An 18549-nucleotide genomic window follows, 5' to 3' on the forward strand; every position below is an offset into this window, starting at 1 on the left:
GTTAAGCATTGAGTAAGGTGCGGGCGATCAGCAGTCGCTGAATATCGCTCGCACCCTCATAGATCTGCGTGACCCGCGCAGCGCGGTAGATACGCTCCACAGGGAAGTCGGTGACATAGCCATATCCACCATGAATCTGAATGGCATCGGAGCAGACCTGCTCGACCATTTCGGAGGCGAACAGCTTGGCCATGGAGGCCTCTTTCAAGCAGGGTTGGCCAGCATCGCGCAACTCAGCGGCATGCCAGACCATTTGGCGGGCGACCTCCAGGCGTGTCGCCATATCCGCTAGACGAAACGCAACAGCCTGATGTTTCGATAAGGTCTGGCCGAATGCCGTGCGCTCCTCTGCATAGCGAACAGCGGCCTCGAGCGCAGAACGGGCCATACCCAGGCACTGAGCCGCAATGCCGATACGCCCTCCCTCAAGATTCGACAGGGCGATGGAGTACCCCTGCCCAAGCTCACCCAACAGGTGATCCGTTCCTACTCGGCAGTCCTCCAACAGGATCTGGGCAGTATCCGAGGCATGCTGGCCCATTTTTTCTTCCAGGCGCGCCACCTGGTAGCCAGGGGTAGAAGTTGGCACCACAAAGCAACTGATGCCTTTCTTGCCGGCAGCTTTGTCTGTCACAGCAAACACAAGCGCCAGTTGCGCCGTGCTGCCACTGGTGACGAACTGCTTCACGCCGTTCAATATCCAGGAATCACCGTCACGCACCGCACGGGTATGCAACGACGCGGCATCGGAGCCAGCATGGGGCTCGGTCAGACAAAAGCAGCCTAACCAGTCACCAGACGCCAGCGGACGCAGGAAGCGTTCCCTCTGCTCGTCACTGCCGTAACGCTGAATGATCGAGCAAGCTAGAGAGTTGTGGACACTGATGATGGTGGAGGTGGCAGGATCGCCAACTGCAATTTCCTCGATTGCCAAGACCAAGCTGCGATAGTCCATCCCGGCACCGCCCCATTGGCTCGGTACGGTAATCCCGAACGCACCAAGCTCGGCCAGTCCACGTAGCGCCTGATAAGGAAAAACCTTCTGTCGTTCCCAGGCTTCGGCGTGAGGCGCCAGCTGCTCCTGCGCAAATGCGCGCAAGGAGTCCTGGATCATTTGCTGCTCATCACTCAGTAACATTTACACAGTTCCCCAGCATGCTCGATGACGAATCAATGCTAGAGAGTGGTAGATCACCAAGGCCCATACTTAATCATGGGTATGGATTCGCTCCATCCAGGGCTACGGCTCTACTAAACGTGAGCGCGACGTGTGGTCGCACAAGGCCTTTTATATGTCGACACCTCGCGACCGCCCTATTTCCCAGGACACTCCTCCACCCCGAACGGTCGCGGCGAGCTGTTGCCCCAGCCGCTGCTCGATGACCGGCCTCCACGGCACCAGGCTGAATCCCTTACCATCATCGAGCACGGCATAACGTCCACTGGCGAGCATGACGCTACGCCGGTAGATGCCCGTCACGCGCTGGCCATCAAGCACTGGTCGGTGCTCTAACCCAGTTTCGGCGGCGATCTCCCGAGCGACCCGGGCCAGTTCCCGGTTGCGCAACGTCGCCAGCAGGTTGCGCGCCAGGATCACACGCTGGCCTTGCCTCTCGGCCAGCCCCTGCTCGACCAGGAAATCGGCGCGCTGCCGCATGGCCTGTCTCACCTCACCGGCAAATCCGAGCTCACCCATCCCTCGCCCAGCGCCGATCAGTTGCTGGTCGAGCCAAGTGGCGCCAATGACGCGGGCCTGCAGTTCAATCGGCAGGTGCGATTTCAGCTCCACAGCAACTCCCCCTAGGCGCTGCGCGTCGTACTGGCGGCCACGCTCGGGCAAATCGTCCGGCACTTTCCACAGCCCTTCAGCCACACGCTCCACGATACCTGCACGACGCAGGGCTTCCAGGCGGCGGACGTGAGTCGCCACGACCTCCTGCGGATTGCGGCCAGCCTTTGCTTGACCCTGAGCAACCGCCAGGTGATGGTCGGTGCGATACAGGCCATCGCTCGCCAGCGCGACAATGGTGCGGTCGGCCGCGCGTATCTCGGCCGAGCCGCGCACCTCCACCACCGATCCTGAGGGGTAGTTCGCCAGTTCGTCGCGGGCGTTGAGCGCGACGTAATGAGCCTTGCCGTCAATACCGTCGATGACCAGATAGCCCCGGTCGCGCAGCTCGTCGGCCAGTCCCTTGGCGGCCACCCGGCCGATCACGGCGCGTCCCTCCTCCCCCGGCTCGAACACCGCCAGCTCGCGCCGCTGGCCACTCATGGCCCGCTGCAGGGTGCGGATGATGTCCCCACGCTCACCCAGGGCGCGCAAGGTCTTTTCAGCATTGGCATGGATGGCCCAGGCTCCAGGCTGTGTCTCGTCGGCCAGGCCCATGTGCTGCAAGCGTTGCAGGCGGCCGATCAGCAGCAGGCGCTGGCGTTGCAGGCGGGGTTCATTGAGACGTTCGACATACACCTGGCCATCGTCGCCAGCCTCGCGTCGTAGCGTGCGATCCAGGCTCGTCCACCGCTCCTGCTCCACTTCGCGCTGCAAGGTCCGCTGGATCTCCAGCTCGGTGCGTGGCCCCAGCCACTCGGTGGCCAGTTCGGCGGCCCGGTGGCGGAAGCCGTGGGCGATGTAATCGCCAGCGATGATGAGATCCTTGCCGGTGTCGTCGCGCCCGCGCAGAACGATGTGGGTGTGCGGGTTATCGGTGTTCCAGTGATCCACCGCCACCCAGTCCAGACGCGTGCCCAGGTCGGCCTCCATGCGCCCCATCAGATGTCGTGTGTAGGTGCGCAGGTCATCCAGCTCGGCGCCATCCTCTGGCGCGACGATGAAGCGGAAATGGTGCCGGTCGTCCTGACAGCGCTCCTTGAATGCACCAAGGTCGGCCTCGTCCGCCTGCGCCCCATAAGCGCGGCCCGGTTCGCCGTCGCGGCCGGCGCCGTCGCGCTCGATGTAGCGCAGGTGCTTGGCCAGCGACCGCGGGCTGGCCTGGCGCTGGTTGACCAGTAGGGTCTTGATGGTCACCCGGCGCGAGAATGGCGTAAGTGAGGTGCCCGCGAAGCGCGCCGCCGTGTGCCCACGCCCCAGGCGTGAGCCGGGCCGCTGACCGGCGTGCTGTCCCTTGCCACCGGCCAGTGATGGGCGCCGCACAGCCGACTTGCCACCGGCCTTGCCGACCTGCTTGAGCACCTTGGAGACAAAGCCCTTGCCCCGGTTCTTCGGGGCGTTGGGCCGAATGCGGAAATCGTCGTCACGCCGGTCGGTCATGGCTGTTCCCTCGTCGAGCCAGGGCGTGTCCTGGCGTGTGAAGCACACGGGTATGCCGGCATCGGCGCGTGTTGCGCGTCGCACACAGCACGGTGGTGAAGCCGCGCCGTGCCGCTCCGCCCCCACGTGCAGACTGGTATTGCGGGCGAGCAGGTGCCGCCCCCTTTTGTCTTGCCTTCCGCTTTTGCCTGTCGCTTACGCTCCAGGCCTCGACGGCCCGGCAGCGCGGCGCTGCTCGCAGCCCGCACGCCGGCGAACGCGGTGACGGCCATCGGCCGTGCGCGTTCGAGGCAAGACACCTGCACGCTGGATAGATGCGCCGAAGGTTGTGCGAAGCGCGACACGAATGCGCACACATGGCAGGCGCGGCGAAACGGCAGTGACCGCCGAAACGACAGGCTGGAGGCACGCCGGAGCGCAGCGAGTCGGCTGCCATCATGGATGTGTCTCCGACCAGATCGGGCGCGCGACGCCGATCACGGCGGATGTGCTGACCGGCCCGAAGTAGCGGCTGTCGAACGACGCCGGGTTGGTCACGCTCAGCAGGAACAACTCGCCCTCGATCAGCGGTCGGCAATGCCGCCAGGATGGCAGCGGCCGGCCCAGGCGATCGGCAGGCAACGCGGTGGCCACCGGCACGCCGTCGATACGTACCTGGCCGGCGACGATGCAGACGTGTTGCGGCGCAACCGCGCCCAAGCGCTTGAGCAGCGGGATATGCGCCGGCAGGTAGCCGCGCTGCGCAGCGAGTGCGGTAGCGTCGGCAGGCAACTGGACCAGGACGATGCTGCCCACGGACAACGGACGAGGCAGCGAGCCGGCCCGGGGCTGAAGCGGTTCGACGCGATACCAACCGACCGGAACGCTGTCGGACGGGTTGTAGACCAGACGCGGCAGCGGCTGCACAAAGGACGCCCAGGCCAACGCGACAAGGCCTACGGAGGACAGCCCCGCAAGGACGATGCGAGCGCGCAGGCGCGAGCGAGGACGCGGTGCGGGGCTTGTCGTGGAAACGATGGTCATGACAATGACCTCCCGGCGAGCCAGGCGGCGTGCCGCTCGGCGGTGTAGCCGGGCAGCGGCGAGCGTGCCGCGAGCCGGTTACCCAGCGTGCGCCAGTACGCCGGCGATGCGGCGACGGGGGCGATGCCCAGCGCCTCGATGGCGTCGATGCGCTCGAGCACGGCGCGCACCGTGTTATCGCCTTCCGTATGCAGCAGCAGGCGCGCGCCAGGCAGCACGCCGGGGATGCGCTGCATGGTGTCCAGAGGCGTGCACGCCTGCATCACCATGAGCTGCCAACGGATCGTGCCGTAGTCGTTGGCCTGCCAGCGGATACGGCAAAAGACGGCACCCGGCAGGAACACCGCGACACGTCGCCAGTGATCCAGGCGAGTGATGCGTACCGGCTCGCCAAAACGCAGGTAGAGCTTGATGCGCTGCTCCACATAGGCGAGCGAAACGCGGGTCAGCGGCGTGGCGTCGGTCTGGCCGGCGAGCACCGCGAGCGATGGCGGCGGCGCAGGCGTGGTCTCCGAAAGCTGTGCGTTCATGGGGACTTCTCCGGGAACTCGCGCTCCAGCAGCGCGCGCAGCAGATCGGCGACCGTTACCCCCTGGGTGAACGCCGAGACCTTGATGCGGGCGCGCATGGCGGGCGTGATGTCGAGGGTCAGGCGTGCGGTGTAGAGATCACCTTTCTGCAGGCCGCCAGCATCACCCTGGCGCACCCACGCCTCGGCGTGCGGATTTGCCGGCGGGCGGGCGCCGATGGCCGTGCGTTTGCCGCGCTCGCGGGTCATGCCGTCCACCGCAGCAGTTCGTCGACCAGCGCAGTGATCTCCCGCGCGGCGGGGCTGTCCGGTGCCGTCTCGCGAGCGAGTCTCCCGGCGGCCACGCTGTCGGCAAAGACGATGCGCTGGCGCACCTCCGCGCGCAGCGCCGGCAGTGATTGGTCAGCCAATGCCTGGCGCGCCTCGCGACCAATGATGGTGGTGCTGACGCGCCGATTGATGACGAAGGCCGCCGCCAGTTGCGGCCGGAACACCTGCGCCTCGCGGATCAGCGCGACCATCTCGGCGCTGGCCCACAGGTCGTAGGGGCTGGGCTGCACCGGGATCAATACGCGCTCGGCCGCCAGCAGCGCGGAGCGCGCCAGGGCGGCGATGCGCGGTGGCCCGTCGATGATCACGTGATCGGCGCGACGGGCCAGTTCAGGCGCTTCCTGGTGCAGGGTTTCGCGGGCGAGGCCCACGGCGCTGAACAACCTGGGCAAACCCTGCTGGGCACGCCGTTGCGTCCAGTCCAGCGATGAACCCTGTGGGTCGGCATCCAGCAGGATGACCTGCGCACCGCGCAGCGCCAGTTCGCCGGCGATGTGGGTGGCGAGCGTGGTCTTGCCGACACCGCCTTTCTGGTTGAGCAAGGCGATGATCATGGCGCGGCCCTCCCTGCTGGAAAGCCGGCCTGACCGTGCCGTTTCGCGGTTGCCCACCGAAACGGCGCGCCTCTACAAAAAGTTAGAGCTTTTAAGTTAGAGAAGTTAAGGGAGGCTGGAGCCCGCGCAGGCTCTGGCCTGCAGAGGATTTCGTACGCCCGATAGCACGATAGTGATACGCCTGATAGCACGATACCCCGTACGCCTGATAGCACGAGCCCATTCACAGGTTTTACCGCGCTTATCCCCGTGCCGTGGGCGACACGGGCCGGAACGTCAGCAGCTCCACGTTGGCTTCCGGTATACGCTCGATGCCTAGCACGTAGCCGGGCAGCGACTGACGCGCCGCCAGGGCACGCAGGTCGCAAGCGAAATCGCAGAGCCTGGCCGTGCTGCCCGACTTGCGGTGCAGGTGACGGAAGTCGAACTGCCAACCGTCCGGCTGCTTGCCGCCATGCTTGCGCACCAGTCGGTACAGCCAGCGCTCGATGCCGCCGGTGAGCCGGAAATACGCCGGGTCGATGGTCAGCACCAGGGCTGCGTCCAGCACGCCCGCGTAGAACCAGTCCGGCAGGATCAGCTCGATGCCCTGCGGGGTGCCACGGGCGTCGGCCAGCTCCTTCCACTCGTTGATCCAGGAAAAACGGTGCAGGCGCCGACCGCTGGTCTCGCGGATGGAGGTGGCCACCGTGGTCGACTGCAGGCGATCCAGAGCGGCCTTGAGGCGCTGGTAGTCGCGCAGCGACACCCCGCGCCCGATGAAGCGCAGGATCTCGTAGGGCGTGGCGCGCATCAGGCGCGACGGGTGCAGGCCCACGTCGCGCGCCGCGACGATCTGGCTGGCCGCCCAGATCAGCACGTCGGCATCCCAGATCGTGGCGATGCCATGTTCCCGTGTGCCCTCCACGCGTACGGTGACACCGCCGGACTGGAAATCGATCGGCGCGGTGCGCCGCGACTTGGCCAACGAGAAGAACGGGTAGGCCATCAGGTCCTGGCTGTCGCGCGGCGCCATGTCGCCCGGCAAGGCGCGGAACAGGTCGAGCTGTTCCCGCTCCGGAGCCGAGCTGGACATGGCGATGGCCTCCGGCGAGCCGCCGATCAGCGCGCACGGCTGTCGGCCGAGTGCTGCTCGGCGTATTCGGGATCGGAGGTGGCCTCGAAGCTGTGCTGGTCGGCCCAGGCATCGAGATCGGCGACGGCGTACATGACACGCCGGCCGAACTTGCGAAATCGCGGGCCGCCGCCGATCACGCGCTGCTTCTCCAGCGTGCGCGGCGACAGGCGCAGGTAGGTGGCCGCCTCGTCGTTGGTCAGGTAGCGCTGCGGCTGGGCAGTGGTGGCGGGTTGCAGGGACTTGGCGTGGGCGGCAGCAGGTCGCACGGGAGCGGGTCGCATGGGGTGAGCCTCCATCGTTCAGGACAGCCCGGCCACACCAGCGCAGCCGGATGGAGGCAGTCTCAGAAAGGCGTGGAGGCCTGCTCAGGGTCGTTTTGCAGGCGGCGTAGAACGGCCCTCCCCGCACGCGTCGAGCTGTGCCAGGCGGCGATAGCCGTCGTGCATCAGTGTCCGGCCGCGTCGCACCAGGCGACGCACCTTCGAGCGCAGGCCACCATCGGCGTGCCAGCTGTCGGCAACTGCCGCCGGGCCGAACAGCCCCGCGGCCACCTCGCGCAAGGACGCCCCCGCCAGGGTGGCGTCGAGCGCCTGGAGGGTGTGCAGCTCCAGCAGTGCGGCCGGGCTGGGTCGGCAGCGGGCCGCCGCGAGCGGCGCGGCATCGGCAGCAACAGCCAGCCTGTCCAGCTCGGCCGCGATGGCGCGAAAGCGTGCGCAGGGCCTGGCGCAGGCCCGGACGGCGTGGACATAGGCCCTGCCCTGCTCCAGGCCGGGCGCAACGGTCAGCCGTAGGCTGCAGCCTGGCCAGCGTGTCGTCAGCAGCAGGCGCCGGCCATCATGGACCAGGGCTTTGCTGCCAGGAATGCGCCAGAAGTCGAATGCCACGGAGTCGGGCATGGGATCGACATCGGGATACAGCTGGATCAGTTCCGGGTGGTCGGGAAACCAGGCCGGATGCGCGTCACGCGCGTCCAGGCTCGGGTCTTCCAGCAGGCGCAGTCCCCAACGTTGCGCCACTTCGGGTCGGCGCGGACGATCCCGCCAGTCGCGGCGGTACTCCGGGTTCCGGCGCAAGTACTCCCAGGCCAGGCCGAGGTTATCCAGGTGCAGTACGTAGAGGTAAGCGGCGGTGGGATACCACTGTTCGGCGTCGTGATCGGCCATGGGGCAACCTCCCTTTGCACAGGGTCCGTCGCCACGGGTTCGCAACGCGAGGTCAGCGCCTCCTCGACACAGCACTATGTGGAAACACGTCAAACGACAGCATCAAGACCGATTGACTCCGAAGCGTTACGCGGATCGTCCGAATGCGACAGAGCCGCCGCCCATCAATGGTGCGGCGCCAGGCATATCCTGCAGCCTTGAGCGGGGGCCATCGTGACCGATTGGGTCAGGCTTGTAACGCCTGAGTGCAATAGTGCCGATTAAGACCGGGGCGGTCTGGACTCGGATTGGGTCGATCACAGTGCGCGCCTGGACAACCTGGGCGGGATAGACCGGATCGGTCAGTCCATGATCGAGCCGTTGAGCTGCGCCAGCCGTGTGTATTCCGACAATGTGCGTGTCGCCCGGAAGTACAGGTCGCGCATGACCGGACTCTTGAGCGGGCCGACGATAGAGGCTAGTTCGGAGAGTTTCACAGTGCCCAGCGCGGGCATACCGATGCCCAGGTCGCACAGACCATAGGCCGTGTCCTCGTCGGCCGCATCGAGCGAAGCCAGAAGCCAGGTCACGTGCGCGTCGGGGGTGAACAGGCGCACCACCGGCAACGGATCGATGGCCTGGCCCGCCGCCCGGGCACGTCCGTTCGCCAGCAACTGCTCTCGCTCCGTCTCGGTGATGAGTGACAGGGTCATGGCCGCACGCAGGAATGCGCCCATGCCCTACTTGCAGGCGTGGATGCACAGAAGGGCTTTCGCACGGATTCGCCAATCCACCGATGCGGATTCGTGCATTCGTTCAGAGGCACGGATGCGCATGCCGGCGAATCCGTAAAAGCGTCAAGGCGTGGAATCGGCATTACGCAAGTCAGGAAAGACACGGATGCGCCTCTACGGTTCTGATCAAATCTGCCGGTACGGGTTTCAGTAAAAGCACGAAAGCGGCGGGAATCTCCAAAATGAGTTAAAGATAACGTGGTTTTGATTTTCCCTCGATCGGACGCTTCTGTCCATGCAGAAGCGATCCGTCCAGCCCGGCCGACCGGCCGGCTCCACCACCTTCGATGCCGAGCTGGCTCAAGCCTTCGGCACGGCGGTGCGCGCGCTGCGCATGGAGCGCGGCATCGCGCAGGAGTCACTGGCGAACCTGGCCGGCGTCGAACGCTCGCACATGGGCAAGGTCGAGCGTGGCGAGCACATGCCCACGCTGGCGATCATCTTCAAAATCGCTAGCGCGCTCGATTGCAGTACGGCGGAGCTGATGGCTGCGACGGAAAGCCAGCTCGCCGCGTCCAGGGCGTAGTCCCGAAACAGCGCCCCGCCACAACGGGCGGGGCGACGAGATGGCCGTCAGGCCGCCGACTTGCTGCGCGACCAAATCAGGTTGTGCGTACCGTCCTCTTCCTCGATCAGCCGGGCGTAGATCGTCGCCGGGAACGAAGGGTCGTCGAGGGTCACGGACAGATAGGTCCGCTCGGCCTGGCTGACTTTCTTCCAGGCCGCGCCGATGTCGTAGCCGCCGGCCGCCTGGATGCGGTAGTCGGGGGCGTTCTCGCTGCTCCTGTCGTTGAGGACGAACTTGACCTTGACGTTGAGCGTCAGGGTGCGGACTGTGCCGGTGAAGCCGTCGTTCTGAGCGGTGAAGGTGCCGATGTTGGCCATGATGATTTCTCCTTGCGGGGTAACCAAGGTCGCGCCCATCGCGTCCTTGTTGTGATCCGTCCGGTGGTGGACGGGCTGGCCGCACCGCACAGAGGCCGTAACGGCGTGGAGGACCGGGAGGCGCACAGAATTTGTGGGCGAGGAATCCGCGCAGCGGAGGGGAAATTGTTTGCGCCGGACGGTTGCGTCCATGAGGCCCGAGGCGCAGCCGTGCCACCGCCAGGATTCACGACAAGCCAAGGACGCACCGGGCCGAACCTCCCCGGAAGGAGACAGGGCGACTCAGCATCCCCGCGCGACGGCTTCACCAGCCGGCACCATGACGCGGGCAGGGCCAACACCCCGACGACTAGCGAGAATGCCCTTGCCGCGCTCTGCGGCAACAGGCTTGAGGCGTGGACTGGACGCGCCACAGCGAGGCCGTGCGGCATGTCCGTGGCCCGTCCTTCGTGACCTGGACCTAGCAACCGTCAGAGTCGAGGACGGTACGCGCATGCACAACCTGTCGCAGCAAGCCGGAGCGTAGCCCCATCGCGCCCCGCCCGTTGCGGTGGCTGCCATCGAAAGCCCACCCGCGTCAGCAGGCGCCGATTGCCATGGCGCACCAGGTACTGGTGCGCCACCCCGTTATCGCCTGGCAGAAGACGGTAACAGGGGGTGCAAAATGCATTCACCCCCATGAAAAATTTGCATCGCGATGACGACGGGTTGCGCCGCTCTAATCATTATTTTTCAAGCGTAATCGGCAGAAACCGGCCAAAAGCAGCCATTGCAGGCTGCTTCCTACTGAGTTTGCTCAACTGCAGCTAGTGGAAGAAGCCGAGCAGAAGCGTTGCCAGAATTACAGTAGGAGCACCGCCGATACAGTGGCCTTCCGGCCCGCCCTGGTTCAAGGGTTAGGCACGTAGATGTTGATCCAATAATGTGGTCGCACAAATATTGATGATGGTAGCTTTACGCCATCTAGTGATGCACCTCGCAGCCTGAGCACCATGGGAACGACCTGCATCAGTCATTTTCACAGGTACAAGGAAGTCATGGTTACTACTCCCCGCCCATCAAACAAAGGTGGGCCAGCGGCTCGGCAAGGGTTCAAATATCAGGATCACGTTGCCGTAAGCTTCATATTGAAAATGCTAGCCGACAGCAGCTACGTGCAGATCGAATGCGAGACCGCCGACGACATCGTCGCGGTGAAGCAGTCAGCAGGTAGCACTATCAATGAATACATCCAGGTCAAAACCACCGAGAAGGATGGGAAGTGGAACCTGAAGGAAAGCACCCAACTGGAGAACAGGAAACCCGATAGCTCTCTGATCCAAAAGTCGCTCAAATGCGACGTAAGGCCGGGGCCAGCCTGTTTTCGGATCGTCTCCAAACGTGATGTCGCGAAGGTACTGGAGGACTTCACCCAGGAGCTGGACAAGCGTGTCACCCCGGACGGGGCAACGGCTCAGGGCATCAAGCTGGCCAAACGTTTTCCCAAGTCGATTTCGGCCATGGGCCGGAACCTGTCGTACTGGGCCGACCACTTCGTTTGGCAGGTATGTGGCAAGGTCAACGCTCTTGAATCTATTAACCTGCGCCTGCTTTCCGAAGTGATTGAGTTTTATGGGGAGAACCCCTCCCACCGCCAGTTGAAAGAAATCTACGCGAATTTTCTCGGCTGGGCAGATGACGCAGCAACTGCCGATGTCAAAATAGCACCACAGGACAAAATTATCCTGCGTGCCGATGCATTGGCCCGATTGAAAGCGCTGCTGGACTCGGCGTCCAAGCAAGCCAACGCCTTCGCTAAACCTTACAAATCAAAACCTGATCCGTTTCTCGTGGAGTTTCATTCAGCCACCGAGACGGGGCTGCTTCGCTCCATTTCTGGCTTCGACGTGGAGTACGATTTTGAGGAGTGGCGCAGCGATCAGTTTGCGGAGCATCTCGTGCAATGGCTTCCCGAATTTTGTTTACGTGCCAGCGAGATTGCCAATTTCCAGATACACCAGCTCTCAAGTGCGCTCGCGAAATCCATCAGCATGCTGGATCAAACGCCTGGCTCTCGCGACCGCTTGATCGCCGAGCTGATTCTCCACGCCATACTGCGTCACCGAGAAAACAGCGAACCGATCGCATGCAAAGCGTTTTACACCGTCAACGGCAAACTTTCCGAGTTCGGCAACGCCCACGTAGTCCAATCCGAGGGTGAGGTAGACCAGCTTTGGCTGGGAATATCGCGAATGATCTATACCGGCACGATGGATCAGACGCTGAAAGATATTTGCAATGTGTTGGACGCGACGATTTCCAGAGCCGCGTTGACCGAAGAGCGCGAGATCATCGTGACCCTGCGCGAGCCTCAACATCATCGACCAAACGCCGAGGCGTTCAACAAGGCGCTACACAAAAATGCACCGACCCAGGACATGCTGAAGGTGCTTTGCTTTCCAGTCCTGTTGGCATACGACAGTGAAGTGTTGGCCGGCGGCTTTCTCGCTGACTACGTGGCGAACCTGAAAACTGAAGTGACGCAGCATTACAAGACCTTACTCAGCACCTTGCCTTCGAAGATCCAACAGGTTCGGGTGGTCGTGTTTCTGGTACCAATGGAAAGCATTCGACAGCTTGTCCAGAAATTCAACTCCCTGTGCAAGGCTGTTAGCTAGTGAAATACGAGATCATCAAACAGCAGCTGGAATCGCTCGGCGGCAAAGATAGCGACAAGACTGGACTTCTTGCAGGCGTGACCCAGATCGTGAACAGGGGGAAACCTGAGTGGGAGGGTCGCGATCTGGTGATCCGTCTCCTAGATAAATTCGCGTTCTTGGACGAAATAGAACAGTCGCTTTTACTCAGCCTGGTTCGCACTGTTGGTCTGTTCCCCTACATCACAGAGCACGTCGAGCAAGTGTCCGCCGCAGACCGCCTAGCCTATGAAATCCACCGGGTCGAGGGCGTGGAGAAAGGCCTGGTCTTCCACCGGCTTCAGGCAAATGTGTTTCACCTACTTATGCAAGGGCGCAACGTCGTGCTCAGCGCGTCGACAAGTGTCGGCAAGAGCCTTGTCATTGATGCGGTGCTGGCGCAAGGCAAATTCCGCAAAGTGGTGGTGATCGTACCAACCATCGCGCTGATTGACGAAACGCGTCGCCGGCTGGTGAAGCGCTTCCGATCGGTCTGCAATGTCATCACTCACCCGAGCCAGGAGGCGAAGACTGGCCTCATCAACGTCTACCTCCTGACTCAGGAACGGGTGCTGCAGCGCGATGATTTGAACGACGTCGATTTCTTCGTCATTGACGAGTTCTACAAGCTTGATCTTGCCAGTGACTCTGAAGAAAAGAACCGCTCCGTTGACCTCAGCCTCGCCTTTCACAAACTAGCGAACCTAGGTGCCCAGTTTTATCTGCTGGGCCCGCACATCCATAACATCCAAGGTCTGGATGGGTATGAATACAATTTTATCCCCTCGAACTTCTCGACGGTGGCAGTGGACGTAACCTACTTTAACCTGCGCACCCGTGGTGACGAGCGCAAGGAAAAGCTGCTGGAGCTGTGCGAGCAACTCACCTCCCCTACGCTGATCTACTGCCAGTCGCCTGCGAGCGCGAACCGGGTCGCACAGCTTTTGATTGATAGAGGTAATTTTCCTTCGCTTCCCGAGACCAAGGACGTATCGGACTGGATTTCCAGCAACTACCATCCTGACTGGAATGTGGCCAAAGCCATTTCTCTGGGAATCGGCATTCACCACGGCGGCGTACCCCGAGCGATTCAACAGTACTTTGTGAAGCTGTTCAACGAGAGAACCATCCGCTACATCATCTGCACGTCCACGATGATCGAAGGCGTTAACACCTCGGCTGAGAACGTCATCATCTACGATCGGCGAATCAACAAGAACACCTTTGACTTCTTCACCTTTAAGAACATTTCCGGCCGTGCTGGTCGCATGAACCAGTATTTCATTGGCAAGGTGTTCATGCTGGAGGAGCCGCCCGAGGAGGAAAACCTCACCGTCGAGTACCCGATCGGTTTGCAGGACAGCACCTCCCCCATGGGACTGTTGATGAAGTTGGAACCAGAGTATTTGACCGACCAATCCAGGCAGCGTTTGGAAGTCGTCTATTCAACACCGCAACTGTCCTCCTCAACGCTGATCGAGAACCGGCATATCCCGGTAGACCGTCAAATTGAAGTGGCTGACAGGATTCGTCGTGAGCTCGCAATCAGCCACATATGGCTGACCTGGAAAGGAAATCCCGAGCAGAAGCAACTCGAATACCTCTGCACCCTCATCTACGATCACCTCCCACATAAACTGCAGGAATTCAGTATCCACTCCGGCCTGCAACTGGCGTGGCACATCAATGCGCTCAGGGCACAGAAGGATTTCCAGGCCTACCTCCAACAAGCTATTGATGAAGACCCCACAGATCGCACTCCAAGCGAGTCGATTGGCCAACGCCTAAAGTTTATTCGGAACGTGATCTCGTACCGCCTTCCACGCGACATCATGGCATTGAGTAAAATTCAAGCTGACGTTTTCACCCGAATAGGTATTGAACCGGGTGATTTCGGCTTCTTGGCTGAGCAGCTTGAAAACCTGTTCAACGACCCTCTTCTCACTGCGCTGGACGAGTACGGGATTCCCACGCAGATTTCGACGAAGTTCAAAAGCGCCATACTGCCCGCCGAGGGCATGACCCAGCTAATGGAAAAGCTTAAGCAATGGGCACCACGACTGGAATACTCACACCTGAGTCGGTTTGAGAAAAGCATCGTCAAGTGGGCGATAGAGGATATGTGAGCCACCCATGGATTCGAACAGCATAAGGCCGGGAAGAAATTGAAATAGATGGCGTGCGGATACCATCGTAAATGACTGCTCTTGGCCGGTTGCTGCCTTTCTCAACGGCGGCCTCAGGTCAAAAGCGGCAGTACATGTGCCTTGTCGCGTCCAGGGTAAGGCACCTTGCACACCACCCAGTATCCGGACTCCGCAACCTCCTGGACATTGATGTCATGCCTTAGAAACCCAGGACGATGAATCCTTTCGTATCAAAATATGGCTGCCGTAGAATGCGGGCACCCTTCCCCCAGCTCAATGAGACGCCTGTGAACCTCACTGATGCGACGATAGCGCTACTGCTCGCTGCCAAGATTCATGGCACGGACGCAGCGGTGCAAGCCACCGCCAAGCGTTGCTCCCAGCGCCTATCCCGCAGCAAACGCGACCTCATGTTCACTGTCGTAAACAGTCGCGAGCCTCTGAAGCTCGTCGAGCACATCGCTCAGCATCTGGATCTGGATTAGCGCCCCCCAGAATCACCAGGCGATTGTTGGCTTCGGCGCTGTTGCCTGCCCTTGGATAAAACCGGGCGCGGCAGAACTGCCACGCCCGATTTGAGGCGACCCCGGCGCAGCGCGCCGGGGCCGCCGGCGGGTCTTGGCAGACCAGAGTAACAGCCCGCCTCAGATGGTCTGGTCGCTCATCGGGGAAACTCCGCTCGTGAGCAGAGTCCCGGCTTCCTTGCCGGAGCGCCGAGGGCGTCAGGCGGCCAACGTGTGACTGTGTACCTCGTCGTCAGCCTCTGTCGGCTCCGACTCCTCCGCCACTTCCCGGACAGTCTGCGCCTCCGCCGTACCTTGCCCTGTTGTGAACACGGCCGGCATCCAGCCAGTGCCTTCGACCAACCGTTCAGCCTCGCTGGCGATGTCAGTTTTCTTGAGTTTGGCCAGCTGGTTGACCTGCTTCGGCGCGAACTCGCCCACCGCCTCCAGGATCACCGCCTTGGCGACGTGCTTGAAGTAGCCCTCGGCGGTCGGCTTCCACCATGCGCCCATGTCCAGCCCCACGGCCTGCGCCAGCTCGGCTCCGGGTTGGTGCTGGGCAGCGCGGGGCGTGACCACATCGACGGTCACCGCCACGCACACCGCGAGCAGCCGTACCAACTCGTCCTGGGGCATCGCCAGCAGCGCGGCGAACAGCGCGGTGCCGTCCTGCGGCATCTTCTCGCCCCAGGCCTGACGCAGCTCATGCAGCGCCACGGTAGCGGGCGACTCCGGCCAGTCCGGGGCAAGGCTGTCGAGTCGGTCCCGCACGATCAGGCGCACACCGAGCGGCATGCTGTCGCCGTGGTAATCGTCCCGCAGGGCGGTTTGCACCATCCCATGCACCAAGGCCGCCAGCGCAACCTGGGGGTGCCTGGCTACTTCGATCTGCAGCGCCGCCGTGCGATGAGCGCTCAAGCGCTGCGCCAGCCGGTCGGACAGACTCGCCGCCCTGGGCGGCTCGCCGCCCTCGCCTACTTCGTCGCTCGTGCCATGGTTGTCACCGATGCCCAGGCGTAGCCGTTCCAGGGTGCGCAGCGCGTTGGCCTCGGCCTCGCGCAACAGCCCGCGATGGATCACCGCCTCGCCACTGCGGTCGATGGCGACCACGGCACCGGCCACGCTCAGAACTTCCGTGGTGTAGCCCTGCAAGGACTCGGCAACGGCGTGCAACTCGGCGGCCACCTGTTCGCGCCGCTGCTCCAGCGTCGGCACCGTGTCTGCGTCCTCGGCGTCGTAGGCGTCCTCCAGCTCGGCATCGACCTTTTCCAGCCGGGATTGCAGCGAAGCGATGCGGCGCGCCTCGCGGGCGGACGGTTCGCGGCGGGTGCGCGGCGCGCTCTGGAAAGCCTGCCGATCCGCATAGCTGAACTGCGGCACGGCTTCCACCCAGGCCCAACCCTCAGCACGCACGCCCTCGGCCAGCGCCTCCAGCTTACCGCGCACCAGCGTCTCCAGCAGCGCGGCATCTGTGAGGTAGGTGCCGCTGTCGTCGTCGGCAAACAGGTCGCGGCGGATGCCGCCGCCGGCCGCCGTGTAGGCCTCCAGCCCGACGAAGCCCACCAGCGGATGGCGCACATCGATTTCGCGCTCCGTCAGGCGCGCCCGCAGCGCCGCAGCGCCACGCTGCCAGTCCGGCGCACTGTAGAACGCGGCTTCCTGCGCAGCGTGGTCGTCGGTGATGGTCAAAGCCATCAATTGCTCCAGAGTGACGCTTCCGGCCCGGTAATCCGCCATCAGGCGTGGCGAGACGTTCGCCAGCCTCAAGCGGCGTTGCACCACCAGCGGGGTGACGCCGAAGTCGGCGGCGATATCCTCGACGGGGCGGCCTTCCTTGACCAGCGCGGCGAAGGCCTCGAACTGGTCGGCCGGGTGCATCTGCTCGCGCAACAGGTTCTCCGCGAGGCTGACGGTGCGGGCCGAGGCGTCGGGCACCAGCAGGCACGGCACCTCGAAATCGGCGGCGATGCGCTTTTTCTTCGCCAGCAGCTTCAAGGAGGTCAGGCGGCGATCGCCGGCCACCACCTCGTAATGCTTGCCATCGGCAGCGAGGATGACGACAAGGTTTTGCAGCAGGCCGATGCGGGAAATGCTCGCGGCCAACTCGTCGATGGACAGGCGCGGCGTGGTGCGGGCATTACGCTTGGAACGGCGCGGCAGCAGTTGCGCCAGCGAAAGCAACAGCAGGTTCTTGGTCGGGTCGGCCGCTTCCAGGGTGGACAGGGTGACGGCTTCGGTGTGGATGATGGCGTTCATGGTGATAGCTCCATTCATGGGATAACAACAGCGGTGGAAATGGAGGGGCCGGACAGCTGAAAGCCCCTCCGGGTTGGGTTCAGGCTTTCAACTGGCGCAGGCCATCGGCCAGCAGCCACAGGGCACGATTCAGGCGCAGGTCCTGGTCGATACCCTGCACAGGGCGGGTGCGCTGACGACGCCCGTTGCCGCCGCAACCGAGCAGGCCGCCACGGATTAGGTTTTCCTGGGTGCGGTTGAACACGCTCCACAGGTCGGCGCGGTTGTCGTCGAGTCGGCGCGCGGCCAACACCTGCCGTTCGGTAATCGGTGCAGGCTTGTCGGGGTCGTCATACTTGAGGGCGAGCGCAGCACGGGCGAAGACTTCGGCCTCGCCGCCGTCCAGGGTGACGGCGCGCATGGCCTCGCGGGACGCCTGCGCCCGTTCGAAGCCGTGCAGCACCTCGTAGGCCCCCTCGATCACTTCGGCGGCCACGTCGCCCTTGTGCGGCACGCGCACGTCCGCCACGGTGTCGCCGCAGACCAGGCCGTTCTGGCAGACGAAGCGGAACATGCCGGCGAGCATCTGGTAGCTGCTCGTTCCGTCATGCGAGTTCAGCAGGATGATTTCGTTGGCCTCACCTCGGGCGCTGATCTGGCTGGCGTGGCGCAGGCGGATCAGGTGCTTGGTGAAATCACGCCGATCGTCCCGGCGCACGCGGGTCTGGCACACCATGAAGGGCTCGAAGCCTTCACCGCGCAGCTCTTGCAGTACGGTCGCGGTCGGGATGTAGCTGTAGCGCTCGGAGCGACTTTCGTGCGGAGCGTCCGCGAAGATGGACGGGGCCACGGCGCGAATCTGCTCGTCCGACAAAGGAGCCTCGGAGCGCAGCACCGGGGAGCGGTACGAGAAGCGGGAAGCAAGTTGCATGGTCGTTCTCCTGACAAGTATTGCTGTCGAAAACCACCACCGGATTCCTAGATTCGGAGCCCGCTTTTGGCTCTTCCGGTGGGGTCGGCCCGGAGACCTGGGCTGGCCTCGTTGCCACCGTCTTTCCTGAGTTCATCGCCCGCGACGGTCAGGAGCGCGCGGACGGGGGCCGTCAAGGAGACAAGCGCCGGGTAGGTGCGGCCCGCAGGCGCAGCCGAGGACATGGCCCGGCGCGCCTTGACGGCTCAAGGCCGCGGGCTACAGTCGCGACAAGGTGATGAATTCAGGGAAAGGCGGATCGACAGGCAACGGCCACAGCGTTAGCGCAGACGCCACGCAAGCGCAGCGCGCAGGCCCTGCGTAGCCGGGCCGAAGGCATCAGCCGAACGCCGTGAGGGAACGATGGAAACCCGAAT

Annotated in this window: 17 protein-coding genes; 4 read left to right on the plus strand and 13 right to left on the minus strand. The window is 63.3% G+C overall.

Annotated features, from left to right (window positions below; translation table 11 throughout):
• Position 1: 1 nt before the first annotated feature.
• From A9971_RS23555 to A9971_RS23600, 10 genes are all read right to left on the minus strand, one after another.
• Positions 2-1138 (minus strand): acyl-CoA dehydrogenase family protein, encoded by a 1137-nt coding sequence (locus tag A9971_RS23555; protein ID WP_024128489.1) that lies wholly within the window; start codon positions 1136-1138, stop codon positions 2-4.
• Positions 1139-1288: 150 nt separating this feature from the next.
• Complete coding sequence (locus tag A9971_RS23560; protein ID WP_009616240.1) at positions 1289-3268, minus strand: relaxase/mobilization nuclease and DUF3363 domain-containing protein; 1980 nt, start codon at positions 3266-3268, stop codon at positions 1289-1291.
• Between the two features lie 435 nt (positions 3269-3703).
• The gene (locus tag A9971_RS23565) at positions 3704-4291 is read right to left on the minus strand and encodes a S26 family signal peptidase (protein WP_009616237.1); all 588 of its coding nucleotides are present in this window, start codon (positions 4289-4291) and stop codon (positions 3704-3706) included.
• Positions 4288-4821 carry a DUF2840 domain-containing protein gene (locus A9971_RS23570; protein WP_009616233.1) on the minus strand — a complete coding sequence of 178 codons (534 nt, stop codon included), beginning with the start codon at positions 4819-4821 and terminating at the stop codon, positions 4288-4290. The genes A9971_RS23565 and A9971_RS23570 overlap by 4 nt, the downstream gene beginning before the upstream one ends.
• Positions 4818-5069, minus strand: coding sequence for a hypothetical protein (locus A9971_RS23575; RefSeq protein WP_009616232.1), 252 nt, complete (start codon positions 5067-5069; stop codon positions 4818-4820). Before A9971_RS23575 ends, A9971_RS23570 begins: the two co-directional genes overlap by 4 nt.
• Positions 5066-5704 carry a ParA family partition ATPase gene (gene parA, locus A9971_RS23580; RefSeq protein WP_009616231.1) on the minus strand — a complete coding sequence of 213 codons (639 nt, stop codon included), beginning with the start codon at positions 5702-5704 and terminating at the stop codon, positions 5066-5068. Before parA ends, A9971_RS23575 begins: the two co-directional genes overlap by 4 nt.
• 241 nt (positions 5705-5945) lie before the next feature.
• Positions 5946-6779 carry a replication initiator protein A gene (locus tag A9971_RS23585; protein ID WP_009616230.1) on the minus strand — a complete coding sequence of 278 codons (834 nt, stop codon included), beginning with the start codon at positions 6777-6779 and terminating at the stop codon, positions 5946-5948.
• Between the two features lie 26 nt (positions 6780-6805).
• Positions 6806-7102: an AlpA family transcriptional regulator gene (locus tag A9971_RS23590; protein ID WP_009616228.1), complete on the minus strand. Its 297-nt coding sequence runs from the start codon at positions 7100-7102 to the stop codon at positions 6806-6808.
• A gap of 84 nt (positions 7103-7186) precedes the next feature.
• A complete protein-coding gene (locus A9971_RS23595) occupies positions 7187-7984 on the minus strand; it encodes a DUF2285 domain-containing protein (RefSeq protein ID WP_009616227.1) in 798 nt (265 codons plus the stop codon).
• Positions 7985-8325: 341 nt separating this feature from the next.
• Entirely contained in the window at positions 8326-8676 is a 351-nt protein-coding gene (locus tag A9971_RS23600; RefSeq protein ID WP_024128488.1) for a DUF2958 domain-containing protein, read from the minus strand.
• Between the two features lie 316 nt (positions 8677-8992).
• Between A9971_RS23600 and A9971_RS23605 the strand changes: the two genes are divergently transcribed.
• Positions 8993-9283, plus strand: a complete 291-nt coding sequence (locus A9971_RS23605) for a helix-turn-helix domain-containing protein (protein ID WP_009616223.1) — start codon at positions 8993-8995, stop codon at positions 9281-9283.
• Positions 9284-9330: 47 nt separating this feature from the next.
• On the opposite strand, the gene A9971_RS23610 is transcribed toward A9971_RS23605, so the two are convergent.
• The gene (locus A9971_RS23610) at positions 9331-9642 is read right to left on the minus strand and encodes a DUF736 domain-containing protein (protein WP_009616221.1); all 312 of its coding nucleotides are present in this window, start codon (positions 9640-9642) and stop codon (positions 9331-9333) included.
• A gap of 1037 nt (positions 9643-10679) precedes the next feature.
• Between A9971_RS23610 and A9971_RS23615 the strand changes: the two genes are divergently transcribed.
• The 3 genes from A9971_RS23615 (at position 10680) to A9971_RS23625 (ending at position 14949) form a co-directional block, all read left to right on the plus strand.
• A complete protein-coding gene (locus A9971_RS23615) occupies positions 10680-12299 on the plus strand; it encodes a dsDNA nuclease domain-containing protein (RefSeq protein ID WP_024128487.1) in 1620 nt (539 codons plus the stop codon).
• Positions 12299-14443, plus strand: coding sequence for a DEAD/DEAH box helicase (locus A9971_RS23620; RefSeq protein WP_009616217.1), 2145 nt, complete (start codon positions 12299-12301; stop codon positions 14441-14443). The genes A9971_RS23615 and A9971_RS23620 overlap by 1 nt, the downstream gene beginning before the upstream one ends.
• 308 nt (positions 14444-14751) lie before the next feature.
• Positions 14752-14949 (plus strand): hypothetical protein, encoded by a 198-nt coding sequence (locus tag A9971_RS23625; RefSeq protein ID WP_024128486.1) that lies wholly within the window; start codon positions 14752-14754, stop codon positions 14947-14949.
• Positions 14950-15186: 237 nt separating this feature from the next.
• Here A9971_RS23625 and A9971_RS23630 read toward each other — a convergent pair whose 3' ends face one another.
• Together A9971_RS23630 and A9971_RS23635 are read right to left on the minus strand one after the other, a co-directional pair.
• Entirely contained in the window at positions 15187-17223 is a 2037-nt protein-coding gene (locus A9971_RS23630; protein ID WP_009616216.1) for a ParB/RepB/Spo0J family partition protein, read from the minus strand.
• Positions 17224-17302: 79 nt separating this feature from the next.
• Positions 17303-18133: a DUF932 domain-containing protein gene (locus A9971_RS23635; protein ID WP_009616215.1), complete on the minus strand. Its 831-nt coding sequence runs from the start codon at positions 18131-18133 to the stop codon at positions 17303-17305.
• Positions 18134-18549: the final 416 nt, after the last annotated feature.

The organism is Pseudomonas sp. UME65, from assembly GCF_014170225.1.
Classification (GTDB): domain Bacteria; phylum Pseudomonadota; class Gammaproteobacteria; order Pseudomonadales; family Pseudomonadaceae; genus Aquipseudomonas; species Aquipseudomonas protegens.